The organism is Novosphingobium sp. (genome assembly GCF_032093395.1).
GTDB lineage: Bacteria > Pseudomonadota > Alphaproteobacteria > Sphingomonadales > Sphingomonadaceae > Novosphingobium.
On record NZ_DAMDBA010000039.1, the window covers coordinates 1 to 17399 of the forward strand.

The window sequence follows — 17399 nt, forward strand, 5'->3', positions numbered from 1 at the left end:
TGGATCCAGCGCGGATCGGCATTCTGCTGGCGGCCGATATCCATGGTGAACCACACCACGTCGTCGAAACCGGGACGCTGGCGCGCTTCGCGGGCTTCCGGGCTGTTGCCGATGAGTTCCTCGGGCTGTGGCATGGCGGCGCGGTGCGCGCGGACCAGTGCGGCGGCGAGATCCTCGGCACTGACCTTGTCCAGGATTTCGCGGGCGATCTCGCGATCTTCCTCGTCGGCCTCGACCGGCGCCAGCAGCTTTTCCATCAGGCGGCCACGGTCGGCGGCGCGGATGACTTCCGGCGTCGGCGCGGCAATCCACTCGGCTTCGATGCGCGCGCCGCGCAGCATGCCTTCGACGCGGCGACGGCGCGGGAACGGTACGATGAGCACGGCAGTGCCCTTCTTGCCGGCGCGGCCGGTACGGCCCGAACGGTGCTGAAGCGTTTCCGCATCGCGGGGAATCTCGACGTGGACGACGAGCGTCAACGAAGGAAGGTCGATGCCGCGCGCTGCCACGTCGGTGGCCACGCAAACGCGGGCGCGCTTGTCGCGCAGCGCCTGCAACGCGTTGTTGCGCTCGTTCTGCGAGTGCTCGCCCGAAAGCGCCACGGCGGAGAAGCCGCGCTCCGTCAGCGTCGAATGCAGGTGCTTCACGTTGTCGCGCGTGGCGCAGAACAGGATCGCGGTTTCTGCGTCGTGCAGGCGGAGCAGGTTGACCACCGCGTTCTCGACATCCGCCGGAGCGACGGTGACCGCCTGGTAGGTGATGTCGCCGTGACCGCGGTTTTCGCTGACGGTCGAAATGCGCAGCGCATCTTTCTGATAGCGACGGGCAAGTGCTTCGATCGGGCGGGGCATGGTGGCCGAGAACAGCAGCGTGCGGCGGCTTTCCGGCATCGCATCGAGCATCTCTTCCAGGTCTTCGCGGAAGCCCATGTCAAGCATCTCGTCCGCTTCGTCGAGCACGACGACGCGCAAGGACGAGAGGTCAAGCTTGCCGCGTTCGAGATGGTCGCGAAGGCGGCCCGGCGTTCCGACCACGATCGTGGCGCCGCGTTCCAGCGCCTTGCGCTCACGCACCGGGTCCATGCCGCCGACGCAGGTGACGATGCGCGCGCCGGTCGAGGCGTAGAGCCATTCCAGTTCGCGGCTCACCTGCTGCGCCAGTTCACGGGTTGGCGCGATCGCCAGCGCCAACGGCGCCTCGGCATAGGGGATGGAGCCGTCTGCCAGAAGTTCGTCGCTCATGGCGATGCCGAAGGCGACGGTCTTGCCCGAGCCGGTCTGTGCCGACACCACCAGGTCGCGCCCACGCGCCTCGGCTTCGGCGACGGCGGCCTGCACCGGGGTCAGGTTCTCATAACCATGCGCCGTAAGCGCGTCGGCAAGAGGTTGGGGGAGCTGGGAAAAAGTCATGCGTTTCGAATCTGTCCTATGCCGCCGTCGCGGTCTGTAAGGGCGGGCCTGTGCGAAGTGTGCGACCCAACGGGCCCTGGTTGAGGCGCTCCATAGACAAAAAAGTCCGGTTTGGCGCGCACCAATTTCATAAAAGGCAACAATGGCCTTGCGCGACAGACAAATATTCGGTCGCAGACGCGCAATTCCGTCTGTTTGTCACACGATTTTCATGAGCGAAGCCCAGGCGCGCTCGTGTGGATGGCTTTGACATATCATGACGGGAATAGCGAGTCCCAAGCACCTGCTTGCCTCCATTCATGACGTGGGACCGGGATCCGAAGCGGCAGTGCTGCGATTGGCCGAACTGCTGGAACGGCGGCTTGGCGGGCCGCGCTTCGCCATGCTGGTGGTGCCCGACCATTGGGGGCGGCATCCCTTGTCGCAAGACAGGCTTTTCCAGGCACGCCTCAGAAGCTGGGCCGATTCCGGCATCGAAATGTTCGTCCACGGCTGGTTCCACAAGGACGATTCCGAGAATGGCGGCGGGCAGCACCGGGGCGCGGCACGGTTAAAGGCCCGGCACATGACCGCCGGCGAAGGAGAATTCCTCGGTCTCGACGAAGCGACCGCGCTATCCCGCATGCTGGATGGCAAGGCGCTGTTGGAAGACGTAATCGGCCGCCCCGCCGCCGGTTTCGTCGCGCCTGCCTGGCTCTATGGAGACGGGGCGCGCGCGGCCTTGCGCAAGGCCGGCTTGCCGATCGTCGAGGATCACTGGCGTGTGTGGTCGGCCAAAAGCGACGCGACTCTCGCAAAGGGACCGGTGATCACCTGGGCGAGTCGCTCCACCGCCCGTACTGCATCCTCGCTTGCTTTCGCCGCCCTCGCTCGCCGCGTCCTGCCCATGATGGAGACGGTGCGCGTCGCGGTGCATCCAGGCGATGTGACGAAAAAATCGCTCATAGCCAGCATCGATACGACTTTGAAGCGCTTCGCGGCCACCCATACTCCGTCGAAATATCAGGATTTATGCGATTCCATGGCGGAACAGTGACTCTTTTCTAGAGCTTTCGCGTCCGCTCCATGACGAGGCCCCGCAGCGTCACAGACCCGACATCTAGCCCCCATACGAGCCCTTCCCGACAACGAGATCATGTCGCGCAAGGTCATAAGAGGGGTCGTATGACGGACAAGCTCAGGATCGTGGTTCCCATCCACAGCCTCGATCCGGGTGGCGTCGAGCGCGTCGCCCTGGGCCTCGCCTCGCGCTGGGTCGATGCCGGCCACGAGGTGACGATCGTGCTCGGCCGTTCGGGCTGCAACCATCTCGCCAGCGCGCCGCCCTTGAATTACTGGCAGGTGCCATCGCGTATTCCCACGGCATCCTGGGAAACGCCGTGGATGGTCTACTGCCTCTACAGCTACCTGGTCGCACATCGCGCCGACGTAGTGTTCCTGCCCGGAAACACGTATGCCGTAGTGGGCGCGGCGATGAAGCTGCTGCTGGGCGATCATGCTCCGCCAATGGCGCTGAAAGTCAGCAACGCCCTCCACCGCCCGGACATGGCAGCGCCGGTGCGGGCGGGATATGCACTCTGGTTGCGCGCCCAGGGCCGGCTGTTCGATCGGCTGGTCGCCCTTTCCGAGCCGATGAGCCGGGAGATCCGCGACACCACGCGCATGGAGGCGTGCCGCGTCGAGGTGATCTCCAATCCGATCCTCTCGCGCGCACGGCTGCGCAAGCTGGCGAAGCACCAGCCCCGAACAGCATCGGTATGGGGGACGCGCTATCTCACGGCCGGTCGTCTCGTCCCGCAGAAGAACCATGCCCTGCTGCTGCGTGCATTCGCCCGCTCCGCCCGACCATCGGACAGCCTTACGATCGCCGGTGAAGGCCCGCAACGCGCCCCCATCGCGCGGTTGGCGAGCGAACTCGGCATATCGGATCGCGTGCGCCTGGTCGGCCATGTCGCCAGCATCGACCCCTTGATGGCCGAGGCGGACGTCTTCCTGCTGAGCTCTGACTACGAGGGCCTCCCCGGCGTCGTCGTCGAGGCGCTTGCCGCCGGCCTGCCGGTCCTCTCGACCGACTGCTGCGTGAGCATGAAATGCCTGATCGAGAATGGGCGCACCGGCCTGCTCGTACCGACGGGCGACGAACGGGCGTTCGCCGAAGGCCTGGAGCGTATTCGCGATCTTGCCGGAGACGCGCAGCGAGCCCGCGCCGTCGCGTCTCGCTACGAAGTCGAAGGCGCGGCGCACCGCTATCTGGATATGATGGCGCAACTGTACCGCGAGCGGGAAAGCCTGCGTCGCCGGCGGCTGGGCCTGAGTACATGGGCGCCCCACTCGCCCTGGCAGCGATCGCTTTGAGACATCCCCAAGCGGAGACCTTCGTGACAGAAACCGCTGCCGCCCTGGCGCCCGAAAGTCGGACGATCCAGTTGACTCCCCAGGATCGCAATCCGCGGCTGGGCCGAAATGCGCTGTTTTCGATCGCCCTCTCCCTCGCGGTGATCGCGGTCGTGTTCCACGAAATGGACGGGCTCGACATGCGGCATCTGTCCGCCATGATCCCGGCCAACCCGGCGTTCTGGGCCGTCTTCGCGGCGAGCTACCTGATCACCCCTGCCAGCGAGTGGCTGATATTCCGCCGCCTCTGGGGCATTCCCGCAGCTGGCCTGATCGCCCTGCTGCGCAAGAAGGTCTACAACGAGCTTCTCCTCGGCTATCTTGGCGAGGCCTATTTCTACACCTGGGCCCGCCGCCGCGTCTCGCTCGATGCCGCCCCCTTCGGCGCGGTGAAGGACGTGGCGATCCTTTCCGCGATGACCGGCAACGGAGTGACGATCGCCCTGCTCGCGGTCATGGTGCCTTTCGTCGGCACCGCGCGGCTCGGTCTCGGCCAGGGCGCCTTCGATACGCGTATGATCACGCTCTCGCTGGGCGTAATGGTCCTGTTGTCCGCAGTGGCCATGCTCTTTCGCCGCCGGGTCTTCACTCTGCCGCGTGCGGAGTTGTCTATGATCGCCCAGGTGCATCTCGGCCGCATCGCGCTGACCACCCTGTTCAACGCTCTGCTCTGGCATCTGGCCCTGCCCGAGGTGCAATTGTCCTTGTGGCTGTTCCTCGCGACGCTGCGCCTGCTGGTGTCGCGCCTGCCGCTGATCCCGAACAAGGACTTGCTCTTCGCCGGCGTCGCCGTGCTGGCCCTGGGCCACGAACAGGACATCGGCGCGCTGATGACGCTGATGGCCGGACTGATCCTGGCGGCGCATCTGCTGCTCGGCGGCCTGCTGGCCATCCGCGATCTCACCGTTCCGGAGCAACCGGCGTGAGCCTATCCTCGATCATCCCGTTGCTGGCGGCGACGCTGACGCCCCTCCGCATCGTCCCGAACTATCGCAACAGCCTCGGCGTGGCGCTGCGAAGGCAAGGTTCCTGACCCACATGAAGATCGTCGATGTCTGCGCTTTCTACTCGCCCCAGGGCGGCGGGGTGCGTACTTATGTGGAGCAGAAGCTACGCATCGGCCCCTTGCTTGGACACGAGATCGTCGTCCTCGCCCCCGGAGACGAGGATACCGTCATCGAGCGCGGCCCCGGCGCAAGGATCGTCACGATAAAAAGCCCGCGTTTTCCGCTGGACCGCAAGTACGGCTACTTCGCGGAAAGCCGGCAACTCCATGCGGCGCTCGATGCCGAAGCGCCGGATTTCGTGGAGGCGACCTCGCCCTGGCGCAGCGCCGGGCTGGTGGCGGACTGGGCGGGATCGGCGCCGCGCAGCCTGGTCATGCATGCCGATCCACTCTCCGCCTATGCCTACCGCTGGTTGGGCAATATCTTCTCGCGCCAGACGATCGACCGGCAATTCTCGATATTCTGGGAACACTTGCGGCGCCACAGCCGCAAGTTCGATCATGTCGTCTGCGCCAACCGCGACCTTTCTCGGCGCCTGACCGAGGGCGGCGTCTCTCATGTCGTGACGATCCCGATGGGGGTCGAGCGGGGCTGCTTCTCGCCCGGGCATCGCGATCCGGCGCTGCGGGCGCGCCTGCTGGCGGACTGCGGGTTGCCGGAAAGCGCCGCCCTGCTGCTCGGCGTCGGTCGTCTCGCGTCCGAGAAGCGCTGGCCACTGGTGATCGACGCAGTGAATCTGGCCAGTCAACAGAGCCCGATCGGGCTGGTCATGTTGGGCGAAGGACGCGAACGGCGCACGATCCTGCGCCATATCGCCGGCAATCCCCATGTCCGCCTGTTCGCGCCGGAACGCGATCGCGCCCACTTCGCCCGGATCATGGCGAGCGCCGATGCGCTGGTTCACGGCTGCGAGGCCGAGACCTTCTGCATGACTGCCGCCGAAGCGCGGGCAAGCGGCATCCCCGTCGTGGTCCCGGACGCAGGCGGCGCGGCGGACCACGCCGCCGGGGGCGCGGGAAGAACCTATGCGGCGGCCGACAGCAATGCGGCGGCCCGGGCGATACTCGACGTGGTGCGCGAGCGCCCCCGTTCACGTTCACGTTCACGTTCACGTTCACGCCCGCGCGCAACAGCCCGGACGATGGACGAGCACTTCCACGAACTCTTCGCAGCCTACGCCGCCTGCCTCGACAGGCGGCGTCAGGCGGCCTGAGTCTTACTCGGCCTTCTGCCAGCCGCCACCAAGCGCCAGGAACACCGCGATCTGATCATCCACCAGCGCGGCCTGGGCAGCCGCATGGTTCACTTGCGCGGTGGCCAGCGCGCCCTGTGCGCTCAGCAGGTTCAGGAAGTCGCTGCGTCCGAAGCGGAACAGCTTGCCCGCCTGCTGCGCCGACAGCCCGGCGCTATCGCTTGCGCTTTCGAGCGCGACCGCCCGGTCGGTATCGCGCGCATAAGTCTCCAGCGCAGTTTCGGTGCCGCGCAAGGCGTCCAGCACGGTCTGGTCGAACCGCGCGAGGTCGGCCTCCACTTGCGCGTTCGCGGCATCGATCCGTGCCCGCACGATGGGTCGGTTCGGGAACGACCAGCTCAGCAACGGTCCCAGGCTGAACCCGAAGCTATGCGTCTTGCCGAAGTTCTCCAGCTTGCCGTCGTTGATGATGCCGCCGCCGATGCTGACGGTTGGGTAGAGATCCGCCGTTGCCACGCCGATACGGGCCGTGTCGCCCGCAATCGTGCGTTCGGCCTGGCGAATATCCGGACGACGGCGGATCAACGCGGCGCCGTCCCCGATCGGCATGGGCTGCGACAGGCGCGGAAGCGTCGCGCATGTCTCGACTTCGCGTGGATACTCCGCAGGCGCCTTGCCGAGCAGGGTGGCCAGCAGATAGAGCGCGGTCTGCCGCTTGGCATGGAAAGCCGGAAGATTGGCCTTACTGCTCTCCACGGCGGTGCGCGCCCGGCTCACGTCGAAAGCCGTGCCGCGACCGCCGCGTTGCAGGCGAACCGTAGCATCGAGAGTCTGCTGTTGCAGCGTGACGACCCGCTGCACCGTCGCGATCTGGTAGTTCGCGGCGCAGACGTCGGCATAGGCCTTGGTCGTTGCCGCCGCGACGCTGATCCGCACGGCGTCGCGCGCCGCTTCCACGGCCTCACGGTCGGCCAGGCTGCTTTCGATGGCGCGCTTGATCTTGCCGTTGAGATCAAGTGGATAGGATAGCGTCAGCCCGAGATTGTACGTCAGCACACCGGGCAAGTTGGTCCCGGCGGAGGGGGTGGAATAGTCTCGTTCGAGGTTGCCCTTGGCACCGATCGTGGTGTTGAGAGCCCTTTGTCCGGTCGTCTCGCGAAGGATTGCATCGGCCTTGCGCAAGTTGGCATCGGCAGCGCGAATGTTCGCGTTCGCCGCCAGCGCCTGTTCGACCAGCCCGTCCAACTGCGGATCGTCGTAGAGCCGCCACCAACGATCCGGCAGTTCGGCCTGGGCGAACGCAGGCCCCTGCCCGGACAGGAACGCGCCGTTGGCTCCGGGGGTCGTGGCCACGGAGTGCTCCGGCGGCGCGTAGTCCGGGCCGGCCGTGGCGCAACCGGCCAACAGCGCGAGTGCAACGAGGGAAGCTCCGTGACGGATCACTGGCCAAGTCACTGGCCAAGTCACTGGGCTGCCTCCGCCGAAGCAGCCGGCTGGGGCTGCGCGCGCCGGACCTGCCTTGCACTTTTGCGCCCCGCTTCGCCCGGTTGTTCAATGGTCACGGTCGCGGTGCGGCCGGAGATCAGGCTCACGTCGTCGGGTACTTCGGTCAGGCGCACCCGCACCGGGATGCGCTGGGCGAGACGGACCCAGGTGAAGGTCGCGTCCACGCTCGGCAGGAGGTTACGCGAATCGCTCCGGGTGGTGTCGTTGATGCCTGCCGCGATGCTCTCCACCACGCCCTTGAGCGGACGGTCCTCGCCCATCAACACGACCGTGACCGGCGAGCCGACATGGATGTTGGCCAGCTTGGTCTCCTCGAAGTAGCCCTCGATACGGATGGAATCGCTGTCGATCAGGGCCATGGCCTGATTGCCCGGCGCCACGTAGTCGCCCGGATGCAGGTCGAGGTTGGTGACCGTTCCGTTGACCGATGCGTGGACGTTGGTGCGCGCAAGATCGAGCTTGGCCTTGTCCAGCGCGCTCAGCGCTTGGTCCAGCGCAGCGCGCGCGGTGGCGACGGCGGCCACGTTCTGCTCGTGGGTTTCGGTCGCCACCAGGTCTCCCAGCGCCAGGTCGCGCTTGGCCTCGCGCTGCGCCTGCCCCAGTCGCGCCTGCGCGCTGGCGACGGCGGCCTGTGCCTGCTCCACCGCCAGCGAATAGCGCGGACGGTCGATCACGAAGAGCAGGTCGCCGGCCTTGACCACCTGGTTGTCCTTCACCTCCACCGAGGTGACCAGACCGCCGATGTCCGGCGTGACGCGCACGACATCGGCGCGGACGCGGCCGTCGCGGGTCCAGGGGCTGTCCTCGTAGTGACGCCATAGCCAGATCGCGATGATGGCGGCGATGATGACCAGCACGGTGGTGGCAAGGCTGGGGGCGACGCGGGCAAGAAAGCGCTTCATTGGCGGAAACCGATCAAGGGAGAGGCCCAGACGAGAAGCCCGAGCACGAGGATGTAGAGGCAGAGGTCCACCATCGCCCGATAGGCGAAAAGGCGGTAGAAACCGATGACGTTGGCAATGCGCATCAGCACCAGGGTGATGACCGAGGCGATCACGGCCAGGACAAGCAGCGTGGGGAGGAACACCCCGTCGAAAGAGACTTCCCCCCTCATGCCGGCACCTCGATCGTCTTCGCCTGCCGGGCGGGGCTGGCGGCGGGAAAGAGGTTGCGGCGCAGGCTGACCAGCCCCAGCGCCCCCGCACGGCTGAGCTGCGGGTTTTCGTCATTCAGGACGGCGGTCATGGCAATGTCGATATCCTCAAGCAGGATGGGATCTGCGGATGCGGGCCGGTCGGGATCGAGGCTCCGGTAATACTCGCCCACTTTCTGGAGAACTTCGGTCAACGGCCCACGCCTGGAGGGCGGCATGGCAAGGCGTAGCTCGCGCAGTTCGCCGATGGCGATGCCGGTACGCAAGTCGCGAAGCGCGTCGTAGAGCGGCGCGCCGGGCGAACGGCCCGCCATGGCGAGCCGCGGCGCCAGCAACGCGATGCGGTCCAGCATGCGGTTGATCCACGCACGCACGTCGGGCGGGCTCATGAGGTTGGCGCGCTCGGCGATGTCGGCCCAGCCGGCGCGGACGGTACGGCGTATCGCGGCATGCGTTCCGGTGGAATTGAGCAGGCGGATGACGATGATCGCGAAAAGAATGCCGACAAGCTGCGCGAACGCGCCGTTCACGAAGCCGGCGAAGCCACCGATGTAGCGATCGGATACAAGCACCGGCGAGCCGAGGCCCAGCAGCATCGGCAAGGCGATTCCGCTCCAGCGCGGAGACTGCATTAGCGCGCCCAGCATGAGCAGCATCGGCGCCATGGCGGCGGCGTACTGACCGAAACCGGCGAGCCGGGGCATGAGCACGAAGCCGTAAAGCAACCCGATCAGGGTGGCGAGGAGCGTGCCTGCAAAGAAGGAGCGCAACGGTGCCAGCGGGTCGGGCGCGGCCGCGAAAAGCGCGGTGAAGACCCCCGCCAGCATGATCGCCGTCGCGCCCTCGTGCCAGCCGGACCCGATCCATAGCGCACAGCCGAGAACGATGGTGAGGAAGGCCCCGATCGCGCCCCGCGTGGCGCCGCCGACATCGACATGCAGCTCCCTGCCGCGCCGCCCCTCAACCAGCTTTGCGGCGCGCGGGCTGACGGGCTTCGTGCTGGGCGTAGCAAGCTGCTCGGCCAGTATCCGGCAATCCCGATGGGCATCCACCAGGGCGGAAAGACGCGACAGCAGACTGAGAAGGATAAGGTCGTTCCAGGAGACCTCCGGCCCGACCTGCGGCTCCAGCGCGCGGCTGCGCTCCTGCAAGGCTATGGCGGTCTCCTCGCGCTCTGCCAGCGAGAGCTTGTCCAGTCGGCTGAACCACGCGCGGGTATCCGCAAGCAGCGTCTCGACGTCCTGGGAGACGGCACCGGCGGCGTGAAGCTGTGCTATGCGGTCGGTCACCGCAGCGCCCAGCGGCATTATGAGCGAGAGCTGATCCTGCAACGCGCGCACGGTGCGGATGCGCGGTGCGATCCTGGTGCTCTCGTAAGGAAGGTGGATCGACAGCTGGTGCAATTCGGTAACGTCGAGCGCGAGACGCTGGCGTTCCTTGTCGATGGCTGGAACCGCTTCGAGCTGCAGCGAATCGCGCGACCAGCGCTCGGCATCGGCAAGGATGTTGGAGACCCGCTGCAACATGAAGGCCGACACGGACTGCGGCAGCACCAGCGCATGAACGAAGCTGCCGCAAAGAATGCCGATCGTGATCTCCTGCACGCGCAGGGCGGCTACGGTGAAGATCGTGTCGGGCACATCGACGGTGGGAAGGACGATGAGCACCGCCGTATAGCCCGCCAATACGAAGGCGTAGGAACGCGGCGTGCGATCCAGCAACGAAACGAAGACGCAAAGCGCCAGCCAGGCGCCGATGCCAAGGACCAGCAGTTCCGGCTTCTGCACGAGGTTCGGCACCAGGACGACCGCCATGGCCGCGCCGACGAGAGTGCCCACCACGCGGAACATGGCCTTGGACACGACCGTGGCCGCCAGCGGCTGAGCAACGATGTAGGACGTCAGGAAAGCCCAGTAAGGCCGCTCCAGGCCGATCGAGAGGGCGATGTAGATGGCCAGCATCGAGGCCAGATAGGCCTTCACGGAGAACAGCGCGGCGTCCAGTCCGAAACGCTTCGTCATTGCCGGGCGGCGCTTTCCGCAATGCGTGCCGCGATGCGATCGAGCACCCGCACGACAGTCTCGACATCTTCAGTGGGAATGCCATCGAGCAGGCTCGCGCGCAACTCGATCAATCGCTTGTCGATGCGCCGCGCGGCAGTGACGCCTTCTGCCGTGAGCCGCAGGTTCTTGGCCCGGCGATCACTATCGTCGGCCACGCGTTCCACAAGGCCGGCGTCTTCTAGCAGATGAAGCGTACGTACCAGCGAGGGTTCGGTGACGTTGATCGCGCGTGCAAGGTCGCCCTGCCGAACATCGTCGCCCAGCCGCAACAGGTGCACCAGCGCCCATCCCGAGGAGTTGGAAACCCCGAGCGAGGAAAGCGCCGAATCGGCCAGTTGTTGCCATGAACGCGAAACCGGCCCCAACCTTGCGGCCAGAGCCTTCTCGCTCGATTGTCGATCTTGCATGCCATGGTAATTAGCGTGCTAACTAATCCGCGCAAGATCGGCTCGCTTGGATATTATCGCATTGCCCTTGCACTTATTGCAATGTGGCACCCTGCGATACGATGGTGGCGCGACGCGATGGAGGTCGCTAAGCCCCGCGCATGTCTGTCCTTTTCCAGAGAATGCCCTTGCGCCGATCGATCCTCGCTCTCGGCCTGTCTGCCGTTGCGCTTGCAGCCAGCCCGGTCCTGGCCAGGCAAACGGCCGAAACGACAGCCCCGACTAAGCCCGAGCGGGTCGAGCAGTCGGCATCCGCCCGTCACGCCATGGTCGCAGCGGCCAATCCCCTGGCGGTGAAGGCCGGTGTGGACGTGCTGAAAGCCGGAGGCTCTGCCGTGGACGCAGCCGTGGCCATCCAGGCCGTGCTGGGGCTTGTGGAGCCCCAAAGCTCCGGCATCGGCGGCGGCGCCTTCATGGTCTACTACGACGCGGCCAGTCGCAAGACGACGGCCTATGACGGTCGCGAAGTTGCGCCATCGGGCGCCACCGGAAGCCTGTTCCTGGATGACGACGGCAAACGCCTGCCTTTCGCCGAAGCCGTGCTCGGAGGTATCTCCACCGGCGTCCCCGGTGCGATTGCCATGCTGGACATGGCGCACCGCGATCACGGCAAGCTGCCCTGGGCCAGCCTGTTCGACGAGGCGCATCTGCTGGCCAGGGACGGCTTCATCGTCAGCCCGCGCCTAGCCGGCATGATCGCGAGCAAGGCACCCCAGGCCGCCGCGCCCGATGCCCGCCGCTATTTCACCAAACCCGACGGGACGCGCTACGTCGCGGGCGATCGACTGAAGAACGCGAACTATGCCCAGTCGCTGGAGCGAATTGCCCGATACGGTGCCTCGGGCCTGCTGACCGGCCCGCTCGCCCAGCAGATCGTGGACCGCGTGCACGAAGGCCCGCGCCCCAGCACCCTGACGCTGGCCGACATGGCGAACTATCGGCCGCATTCCGGCCCGGCGCTTTGCCAGCCCTACCGCATCTATCTCGTCTGCACGCCGCAGGCGCCTTCGGGCGGCCCCGGCGTACAAATCGCGCTCGGCGTGCTCGAACATACCGATATCGGCAAGCGTGATGCCTCGGACGAGAAAGCATGGTTCACTTTCGCCCAGGCCAGCCGCCTAGCTTACGCCGATCGCGACCGTTACGTGGGCGATCCCGCCTTCGTGCAAGTGCCGATCACGGGATTGCTCGATCCGGCCTACCTCAAAGGCCGGGCCGCCGAGATCGGGGAAAAGGCAGGCCCGGTAACGTTCGGAATGCCCAGCGGCGCGCCCAAAGTCGGGCCGGATGCCACGGAAGAGCCCGGCGGCACCAGTCACATCGTCATCGTCGATGCACAGGGCAATGTCGTTTCCATGACCACCACGGTCGAGAGCATCTTCGGTTCCGGCCGCATGGTGGGCGGCTTCTTCCTCAACAACCAGCTTACCGACTTCTCGTTCAGCCCCAGGGACGAGGATGGCGCAAAGGCCGCCAATGCCGTGGCCCCCGGCAAGCGTCCGCGATCGAGCATGGCCCCGGCCATCGTGCTGACGCCGCAGCGCAGCTTCGTGGCGGCTGCCGGTTCGCCTGGAGGCTCGGCCATCCAAGCGTACAACCTCAAGGTGCTGGTCGCCCTGCTCGACTGGAAGATGACGCCGCAGCAGGCCGTCTCGCTGCCCAATCTGGTCGCCAGGGGAGATAGCTACAGTGCCGACAGGTTCCCCCAGCCGATCATGGACGGGCTTGCCGCAAGGAACATGCCGCTCTCCACCGCCAGGGGCGAAGAATCCGGTCTTCAGGCGATCGTCGCCACGCCCAAGGGGTATGTCGGCGGCGCCGACCCCCGTCGCGAAGGCGTCGCGCGCGGGTTCTGAGCGCGGAAAGGCCGCTTTCTTCACGTTGAAAATCGCATAATCATCGCCTAGGGGCCGCTGCCTTCAATCCCACTGCCCTCATCAAGGGAGACGACATGGCAGGCGATCAGGACGGGCAAGACGAAGATCCCGGCATCAGGACGGCGACAGGCAGCCTTGGCCTCATGGCCGCGATCGCGCTGGTGATGGGCAACATGATCGGTTCCGGCGTGTTCCTGCTGCCGGCCAGCCTCGCGCCATTCGGCTGGAACGGGGTGATCGGCTGGGTCGCCACCATCGCCGGCGCCCTGATCCTCGCCTATGTCCTGAGTCGGCTCACGCATGAGCGGCCCGCGGACGGCGGCCCGGCCGGCTTCGTAACCGATGCCTTCGGGAGACGCGTCGGCTTCTTCATCAGCTGGATCTATCTCGTCTCGCTCTGGACATCGGTGGTCACCATCGCCGTCGCCGCCGTCAGCTACCTGTCGAGCATGGTGCCGTTCCTCGGGCGCGGCGAACATGTGCCCGCCCTCGCCGCGATCGTGCTGCTGTGGCTGATGACGCTGGTGAACTTGCGCGGCACTCGCGCCGCCGGACGGTTCCAGATCGTCACTCTGGCCCTGAAGGTCATCCCGCTGGTAGTGGTGATCGTGCTGGCTGCCTATGTCTTGTCGAGCGGGCAGGCGCAGCTTCCGACCTTCGATCCCACGCAAGTGCATACCGGTGCCGTCAACGGTGCGGCAACGATGACGCTGTGGGCCTTGCTGGGCTTCGAATCCGCCAGCGTCGCCGCAGCGAGGGTCCGCAACCCGGCCGTGAACGTTGCCCGAGCCACCCTGTGGGGCACCGCGCTCACGGGCGGGCTCTACCTTCTGGTGTGCTCCGCCATCGCCCTCCTCCTGCCGAGCGACGTGACCGCGCACTCCGCCGCGCCTTTCGCCACGTTCGTCGCCCATTTCCTGGATGGAGACGTGGCTACCCTCGTGGCCATCTTCGCGGTGATCAGCTGCATCGGCGCGCTCAACGGCTGGACCTTGCTCGAAGCCGAGATGGTGCGTGACATGGCGGCGCGACGCCTGCTGCCACACTGGTTCGCACAGACCGACGCGCGCGGGACGGCGCGGCGGGCCTTGCTGATTTCGGCCGTTGTCGCCAGCTTCTTCGCGGCGATGAACGCCAGCCGGACGATGCAGGCCCTGTTCGAATACCTGCTCCTGCTCTCCACCTCCTCCACGCTCTGGCTCTATCTTGCCTGCGCCCTGGCCGCGCTCAAGCTCGGGGTAGCGCGGGTTCCGGCAGCGATCGGCGCGGTCTATGCCGTGTGGACATTGTGGGGTGCCGGCATCGGTGCCAGCGGGATGAGCTTCGTGCTGATGGCGCTGGGCTTGCCGATCTGGCTCTGGCTAAGGCGCAACGAGATCGACTGACCACGAAAAAGGACGCCGCCCGCATGACCAAGCACTACGATGCCCTGATCGTCGGCGGCGGCCACAACGGCCTGGTCTGCGCCTTCTATCTTGCCCGCGCGGGCATGAACGTCCGCATCCTGGAACGCCGGAACGTCGTGGGCGGCGCAGCCGTCACCGAGGAGTTCCATCCCGGCTTCCGCAACTCTATCGCCAGCTATACCGTCAGCCTGCTCCAGCCCAAGGTCATCGCCGACATGCGACTGGCCGAGCATGGCTACCGCGTGATCGAGCGGCCGATCTCGAACATGCTGCCCCAGGAAGACGGCGGCTATCTCAAGCTCGGCGGCGGGCTGGAGCGCACCCAGGCCGAGTTCCGGCGCTTCTCCGCGCACGATGCCGAAGTGCTTCCGGCCTATTACGCATCCCTCGATGCGGTGGCCGATGTCCTGCGCGACCTGGCGTTGAAGCCGCCGCCCAACGCCGGCGACGGCTGGCGGGGGTTGATCGAGGCTGCCCTTCAGGGCCGCAAGCTGGCGGGCCTGTCGCTGGAGGCGCAGCGCGATGTGCTCGACCTCTTCACCAAGTCCGCCCGCGCGCTGCTGGACGGCTGGTTCGAGAGCGAGGCGGTGAAAGCCGCCTTCGGCTTCGACGCGGTCGTCGGCAACTATGCCTCTCCCGATACGCCGGGCAGCGCCTATGTGCTGCTGCACCACGTGTTCGGCGAAGTTAACGGCAAGAAGGGCGCCTGGGGTCACTCGGTAGGCGGCATGGGCAATATCACCCGCATCATGGGCGAGGTCTGCCGCAACCTCGGCGTGGAGATCAGCCTCGAAAGCCCCGTGGAGCAAGTGCTGGTCGATGGCGGCAAGGTTGCGGGCGTGCGGCTGGAAAGCGGCGAGGAGATCGCCGCCAGGCGGGTAATCGCCAATGTCGGGCCCAAGCTGCTCTACGGCAGGATGATCGCGCAGAGCGACCTCGCCCCCGATTTCCGGCGGCGCCTGAAAGGCTTCAAGACCAGCAGCGGCACTTTCCGGATGAACGTGGCGCTTTCGGAGCTACCCCGCTTCACCTGCCTTCCCGAGAGCCGTCCAGGTGAAGTGGGCGAGCACCATAAGTCCGGCATCATCGTCGCGCCGACGCTCGACTATATGGACCGCGCCTTTCTGGATGCGAAGGTCCATGGCTGGTCGAAGAAACCGATCGTCGAGATGCTTATTCCCTCGACCGTGGACGACAGCCTTGCGCCGGAAGGCGGGCATGTCGCCAGCCTGTTCTGCCAGCAGTTCGCGCCGGAACTGCCGACCAATCCGGACGGAACACCTCGCGACTGGGATATCGAGGAGGACAAGGCCGCCGATACGGTGATCGACACGGTAGAGGACTATGCTCCGGGGTTCCGCGCCTCGATCCTCGGGCGGCAGGTGCTCAGCCCGAAGGGGCTGGAGCGGAAGTTCGGGCTGGTGGATGGCGACATCATGCATGGCAATCTCACGCTCGACCAGATGTGGTCGGCGCGGCCGGTATTGGGTCATGGCGCCTATCGGGGGCCGATCGCGGGGCTCTACATGTGCGGTTCCGGAACCCATCCCGGCGACGGCGTTACCGGCGCGCCGGGTCACAATTGCGCGCATGAAGTCATTGCCGACAACAGGCGCTTCGGAAATCCTTACCGCCGCTTTATTTCATGACTTTCCTAACGGAACGCCCGCTCATCCCTTTTGCGGCTCATTCTGCCGAATAAGAACAGACCTCTTCCCATCCCGTTGGTTTGACGCAGTGGACGAGTAGCCGCTTCTTCCCGGATCGCCATCCGGCAGCAGCGGCAGTTCGACGGGTCGCCAAAAACTGGCCAAGAATTGGGATGACGGTTTGCCTGAAGCTTTCAATATCGACGCGCGGCGCCGGTCCGATGCAATCTCGGTCGCGCGCGTGATCTGTATCCTTGGCGTCGTCTACGTTCACGCCTGGACCGGGTTGACCGGATACGATCTCCAGCTTGCCCACGGCACCCCGCAGGAGAACTTGCGCTGGGTGCTGATGGACGTGTTCGGTCGCAGCGCCGTCCCCCTGCTCGGGCTGATTTCCGGCTGGCTGGTGGCCGGATCCAGCCGGACCTTCGACTGGGCCAGCCATGTAGGGCGCAAGGCCAAGACGATCCTGCTGCCGATGGTGCTGTGGAACGCCCTCGCCATCCTGCTCGTTTCCGGCGCAGCGGTCGTCACGCGGCTTGCTGCGCCGACCCCGCAGTCGCTGGACTGGATCTTCCAGGAAGTGTTCATCGCCAGCCGTAACCCGGACATCAACGTCCAGATGCCCTTCCTGCGCGACCTGTTTCTCTGCATGTTGCTGGCGCCCCTGCTGGTGCGCTGCGGCAAGCGGGCTCTGCTGGCGATAGCGTTGGTGGCGGCGGTCTGCCAGATCGCCGGTTGGGGCCCACCCATATTCATGCGCGCGTCGATCCCGCTCTTCTTCACTCTCGGCATCATCGCCCGGCGCGAGAATCTGTCGGATCGGATCGCCACCTGGCCCCTGGCCGTCGCGCTGGCGCCTTTCGCGATGCTGACCGTCGTGCAACTCTACTTCACGCTGGTGGTGGACTGGTCGCCGATCAGCCTTCCCGCCGCGACGCTAGACCTTGCCGTGCGTATCTCGGCGGCGCTGGCCTACTGGCGCATTTCCTGGGGTCTGGCCGGAACGGTCGTGCGGCGCCCGCTGCTGAAGATCGAGCCTTTTGCGTTCTTCCTGTTCTGCTCGCACCTCATCCTGATCTGGCTGGGCGGTCCGCTGCTGGGCAGGCTGTTCGGCACGCTCGGCTCGCCGCTCTATCCCGTCTACCTCGTCACCCAGCCGCTGATCGTGCTGCTGGCCGTGGTCCTGTTGGGCACCCTGCTCAGCCGCGCCGCGCCCGGTCCTGCGCGCATCCTCAGCGGCGGGCGACTTGCGGGAAGGAAACCGGCGGTCGCCTGAACCGCCGGTTTTCCGGTT

Annotated in this window: 14 protein-coding genes; 8 read left to right on the top strand and 6 right to left on the bottom strand. The window is 66.2% G+C overall.

Annotation, left to right across the window (positions count from 1 at the left end):
- On the bottom strand, positions 1-1409 hold a 1409-nt coding region (locus RT424_RS13845), incomplete at its 3' end, for a DEAD/DEAH box helicase (RefSeq protein ID WP_313439218.1).
- A gap of 256 nt (positions 1410-1665) precedes the next feature.
- Between RT424_RS13845 and RT424_RS13850 the strand changes: the two genes are divergently transcribed.
- The 4 genes from RT424_RS13850 (at position 1666) to RT424_RS13865 (ending at position 6023) form a co-directional block, all read left to right on the top strand.
- Positions 1666-2445, top strand: a complete 780-nt coding sequence (locus RT424_RS13850) for a polysaccharide deacetylase family protein (RefSeq protein ID WP_313439221.1) — start codon at positions 1666-1668, stop codon at positions 2443-2445.
- Between the two features lie 128 nt (positions 2446-2573).
- Entirely contained in the window at positions 2574-3764 is a 1191-nt protein-coding gene (locus RT424_RS13855) for a glycosyltransferase (protein ID WP_313439224.1), read from the top strand.
- Between the two features lie 23 nt (positions 3765-3787).
- Positions 3788-4729 (top strand): hypothetical protein, encoded by a 942-nt coding sequence (locus RT424_RS13860; RefSeq protein WP_313439227.1) that lies wholly within the window; start codon positions 3788-3790, stop codon positions 4727-4729.
- Positions 4730-4841: 112 nt separating this feature from the next.
- A complete protein-coding gene (locus RT424_RS13865) occupies positions 4842-6023 on the top strand; it encodes a glycosyltransferase (RefSeq protein ID WP_313439230.1) in 1182 nt (393 codons plus the stop codon).
- A 3-nt stretch (positions 6024-6026) separates the two neighbouring features.
- On the opposite strand, the gene RT424_RS13870 is transcribed toward RT424_RS13865, so the two are convergent.
- From RT424_RS13870 to RT424_RS13890, 5 genes are read right to left on the bottom strand one after another with little or no spacing between them, the layout of a single operon-like run.
- Complete coding sequence (locus RT424_RS13870) at positions 6027-7442, bottom strand: TolC family protein (RefSeq protein ID WP_313439325.1); 1416 nt, start codon at positions 7440-7442, stop codon at positions 6027-6029.
- A gap of 23 nt (positions 7443-7465) precedes the next feature.
- Positions 7466-8410 carry an efflux RND transporter periplasmic adaptor subunit gene (locus RT424_RS13875; protein ID WP_313439232.1) on the bottom strand — a complete coding sequence of 315 codons (945 nt, stop codon included), beginning with the start codon at positions 8408-8410 and terminating at the stop codon, positions 7466-7468.
- Positions 8407-8622 (bottom strand): DUF1656 domain-containing protein, encoded by a 216-nt coding sequence (locus RT424_RS13880; RefSeq protein ID WP_313439235.1) that lies wholly within the window; start codon positions 8620-8622, stop codon positions 8407-8409. Before RT424_RS13880 ends, RT424_RS13875 begins: the two co-directional genes overlap by 4 nt.
- Positions 8619-10682 (bottom strand): FUSC family protein, encoded by a 2064-nt coding sequence (locus tag RT424_RS13885; protein WP_313439239.1) that lies wholly within the window; start codon positions 10680-10682, stop codon positions 8619-8621. Before RT424_RS13885 ends, RT424_RS13880 begins: the two co-directional genes overlap by 4 nt.
- Complete coding sequence (locus tag RT424_RS13890; protein WP_313439242.1) at positions 10679-11131, bottom strand: MarR family transcriptional regulator; 453 nt, start codon at positions 11129-11131, stop codon at positions 10679-10681. The genes RT424_RS13885 and RT424_RS13890 overlap by 4 nt, the downstream gene beginning before the upstream one ends.
- A 140-nt stretch (positions 11132-11271) precedes the next feature.
- Between RT424_RS13890 and RT424_RS13895 the strand changes: the two genes are divergently transcribed.
- From RT424_RS13895 to RT424_RS13910, 4 genes are all read left to right on the top strand, one after another.
- Positions 11272-13026, top strand: coding sequence for a gamma-glutamyltransferase family protein (locus RT424_RS13895; protein ID WP_313439245.1), 1755 nt, complete (start codon positions 11272-11274; stop codon positions 13024-13026).
- 95 nt (positions 13027-13121) lie between these two features.
- Entirely contained in the window at positions 13122-14432 is a 1311-nt protein-coding gene (locus RT424_RS13900; RefSeq protein WP_313439247.1) for an amino acid permease, read from the top strand.
- A gap of 23 nt (positions 14433-14455) precedes the next feature.
- Positions 14456-16102 carry an NAD(P)/FAD-dependent oxidoreductase gene (locus RT424_RS13905; RefSeq protein WP_313439250.1) on the top strand — a complete coding sequence of 549 codons (1647 nt, stop codon included), beginning with the start codon at positions 14456-14458 and terminating at the stop codon, positions 16100-16102.
- Between the two features lie 181 nt (positions 16103-16283).
- Complete coding sequence (locus RT424_RS13910) at positions 16284-17381, top strand: acyltransferase (RefSeq protein WP_313439252.1); 1098 nt, start codon at positions 16284-16286, stop codon at positions 17379-17381.
- The last annotated feature ends 18 nt before the right edge of the window (positions 17382-17399 follow it).

Excerpts from the sequence above, each read along its gene's own strand:
- RT424_RS13850 (WP_313439221.1), top strand. The coding sequence starts at position 1,666 with ATGACGGGAATAGCGAGTCCCAAGCACCTGCTTGCCTCCATTCATGAC.
- RT424_RS13855 (WP_313439224.1), top strand. The coding sequence starts at position 2,574 with ATGACGGACAAGCTCAGGATCGTGGTTCCCATCCACAGCCTCGATCCG.
- RT424_RS13865 (WP_313439230.1), top strand. The coding sequence starts at position 4,842 with ATGAAGATCGTCGATGTCTGCGCTTTCTACTCGCCCCAGGGCGGCGGG.
- RT424_RS13875 (WP_313439232.1), bottom strand. The coding sequence starts at position 8,410 with ATGAAGCGCTTTCTTGCCCGCGTCGCCCCCAGCCTTGCCACCACCGTG.
- RT424_RS13880 (WP_313439235.1), bottom strand. The coding sequence starts at position 8,622 with ATGAGGGGGGAAGTCTCTTTCGACGGGGTGTTCCTCCCCACGCTGCTT.
- RT424_RS13885 (WP_313439239.1), bottom strand. The coding sequence starts at position 10,682 with ATGACGAAGCGTTTCGGACTGGACGCCGCGCTGTTCTCCGTGAAGGCC.
- RT424_RS13890 (WP_313439242.1), bottom strand. The coding sequence starts at position 11,131 with ATGCAAGATCGACAATCGAGCGAGAAGGCTCTGGCCGCAAGGTTGGGG.
- RT424_RS13895 (WP_313439245.1), top strand. The coding sequence starts at position 11,272 with ATGTCTGTCCTTTTCCAGAGAATGCCCTTGCGCCGATCGATCCTCGCT.
- RT424_RS13900 (WP_313439247.1), top strand. The coding sequence starts at position 13,122 with ATGGCAGGCGATCAGGACGGGCAAGACGAAGATCCCGGCATCAGGACG.
- RT424_RS13905 (WP_313439250.1), top strand. The coding sequence starts at position 14,456 with ATGACCAAGCACTACGATGCCCTGATCGTCGGCGGCGGCCACAACGGC.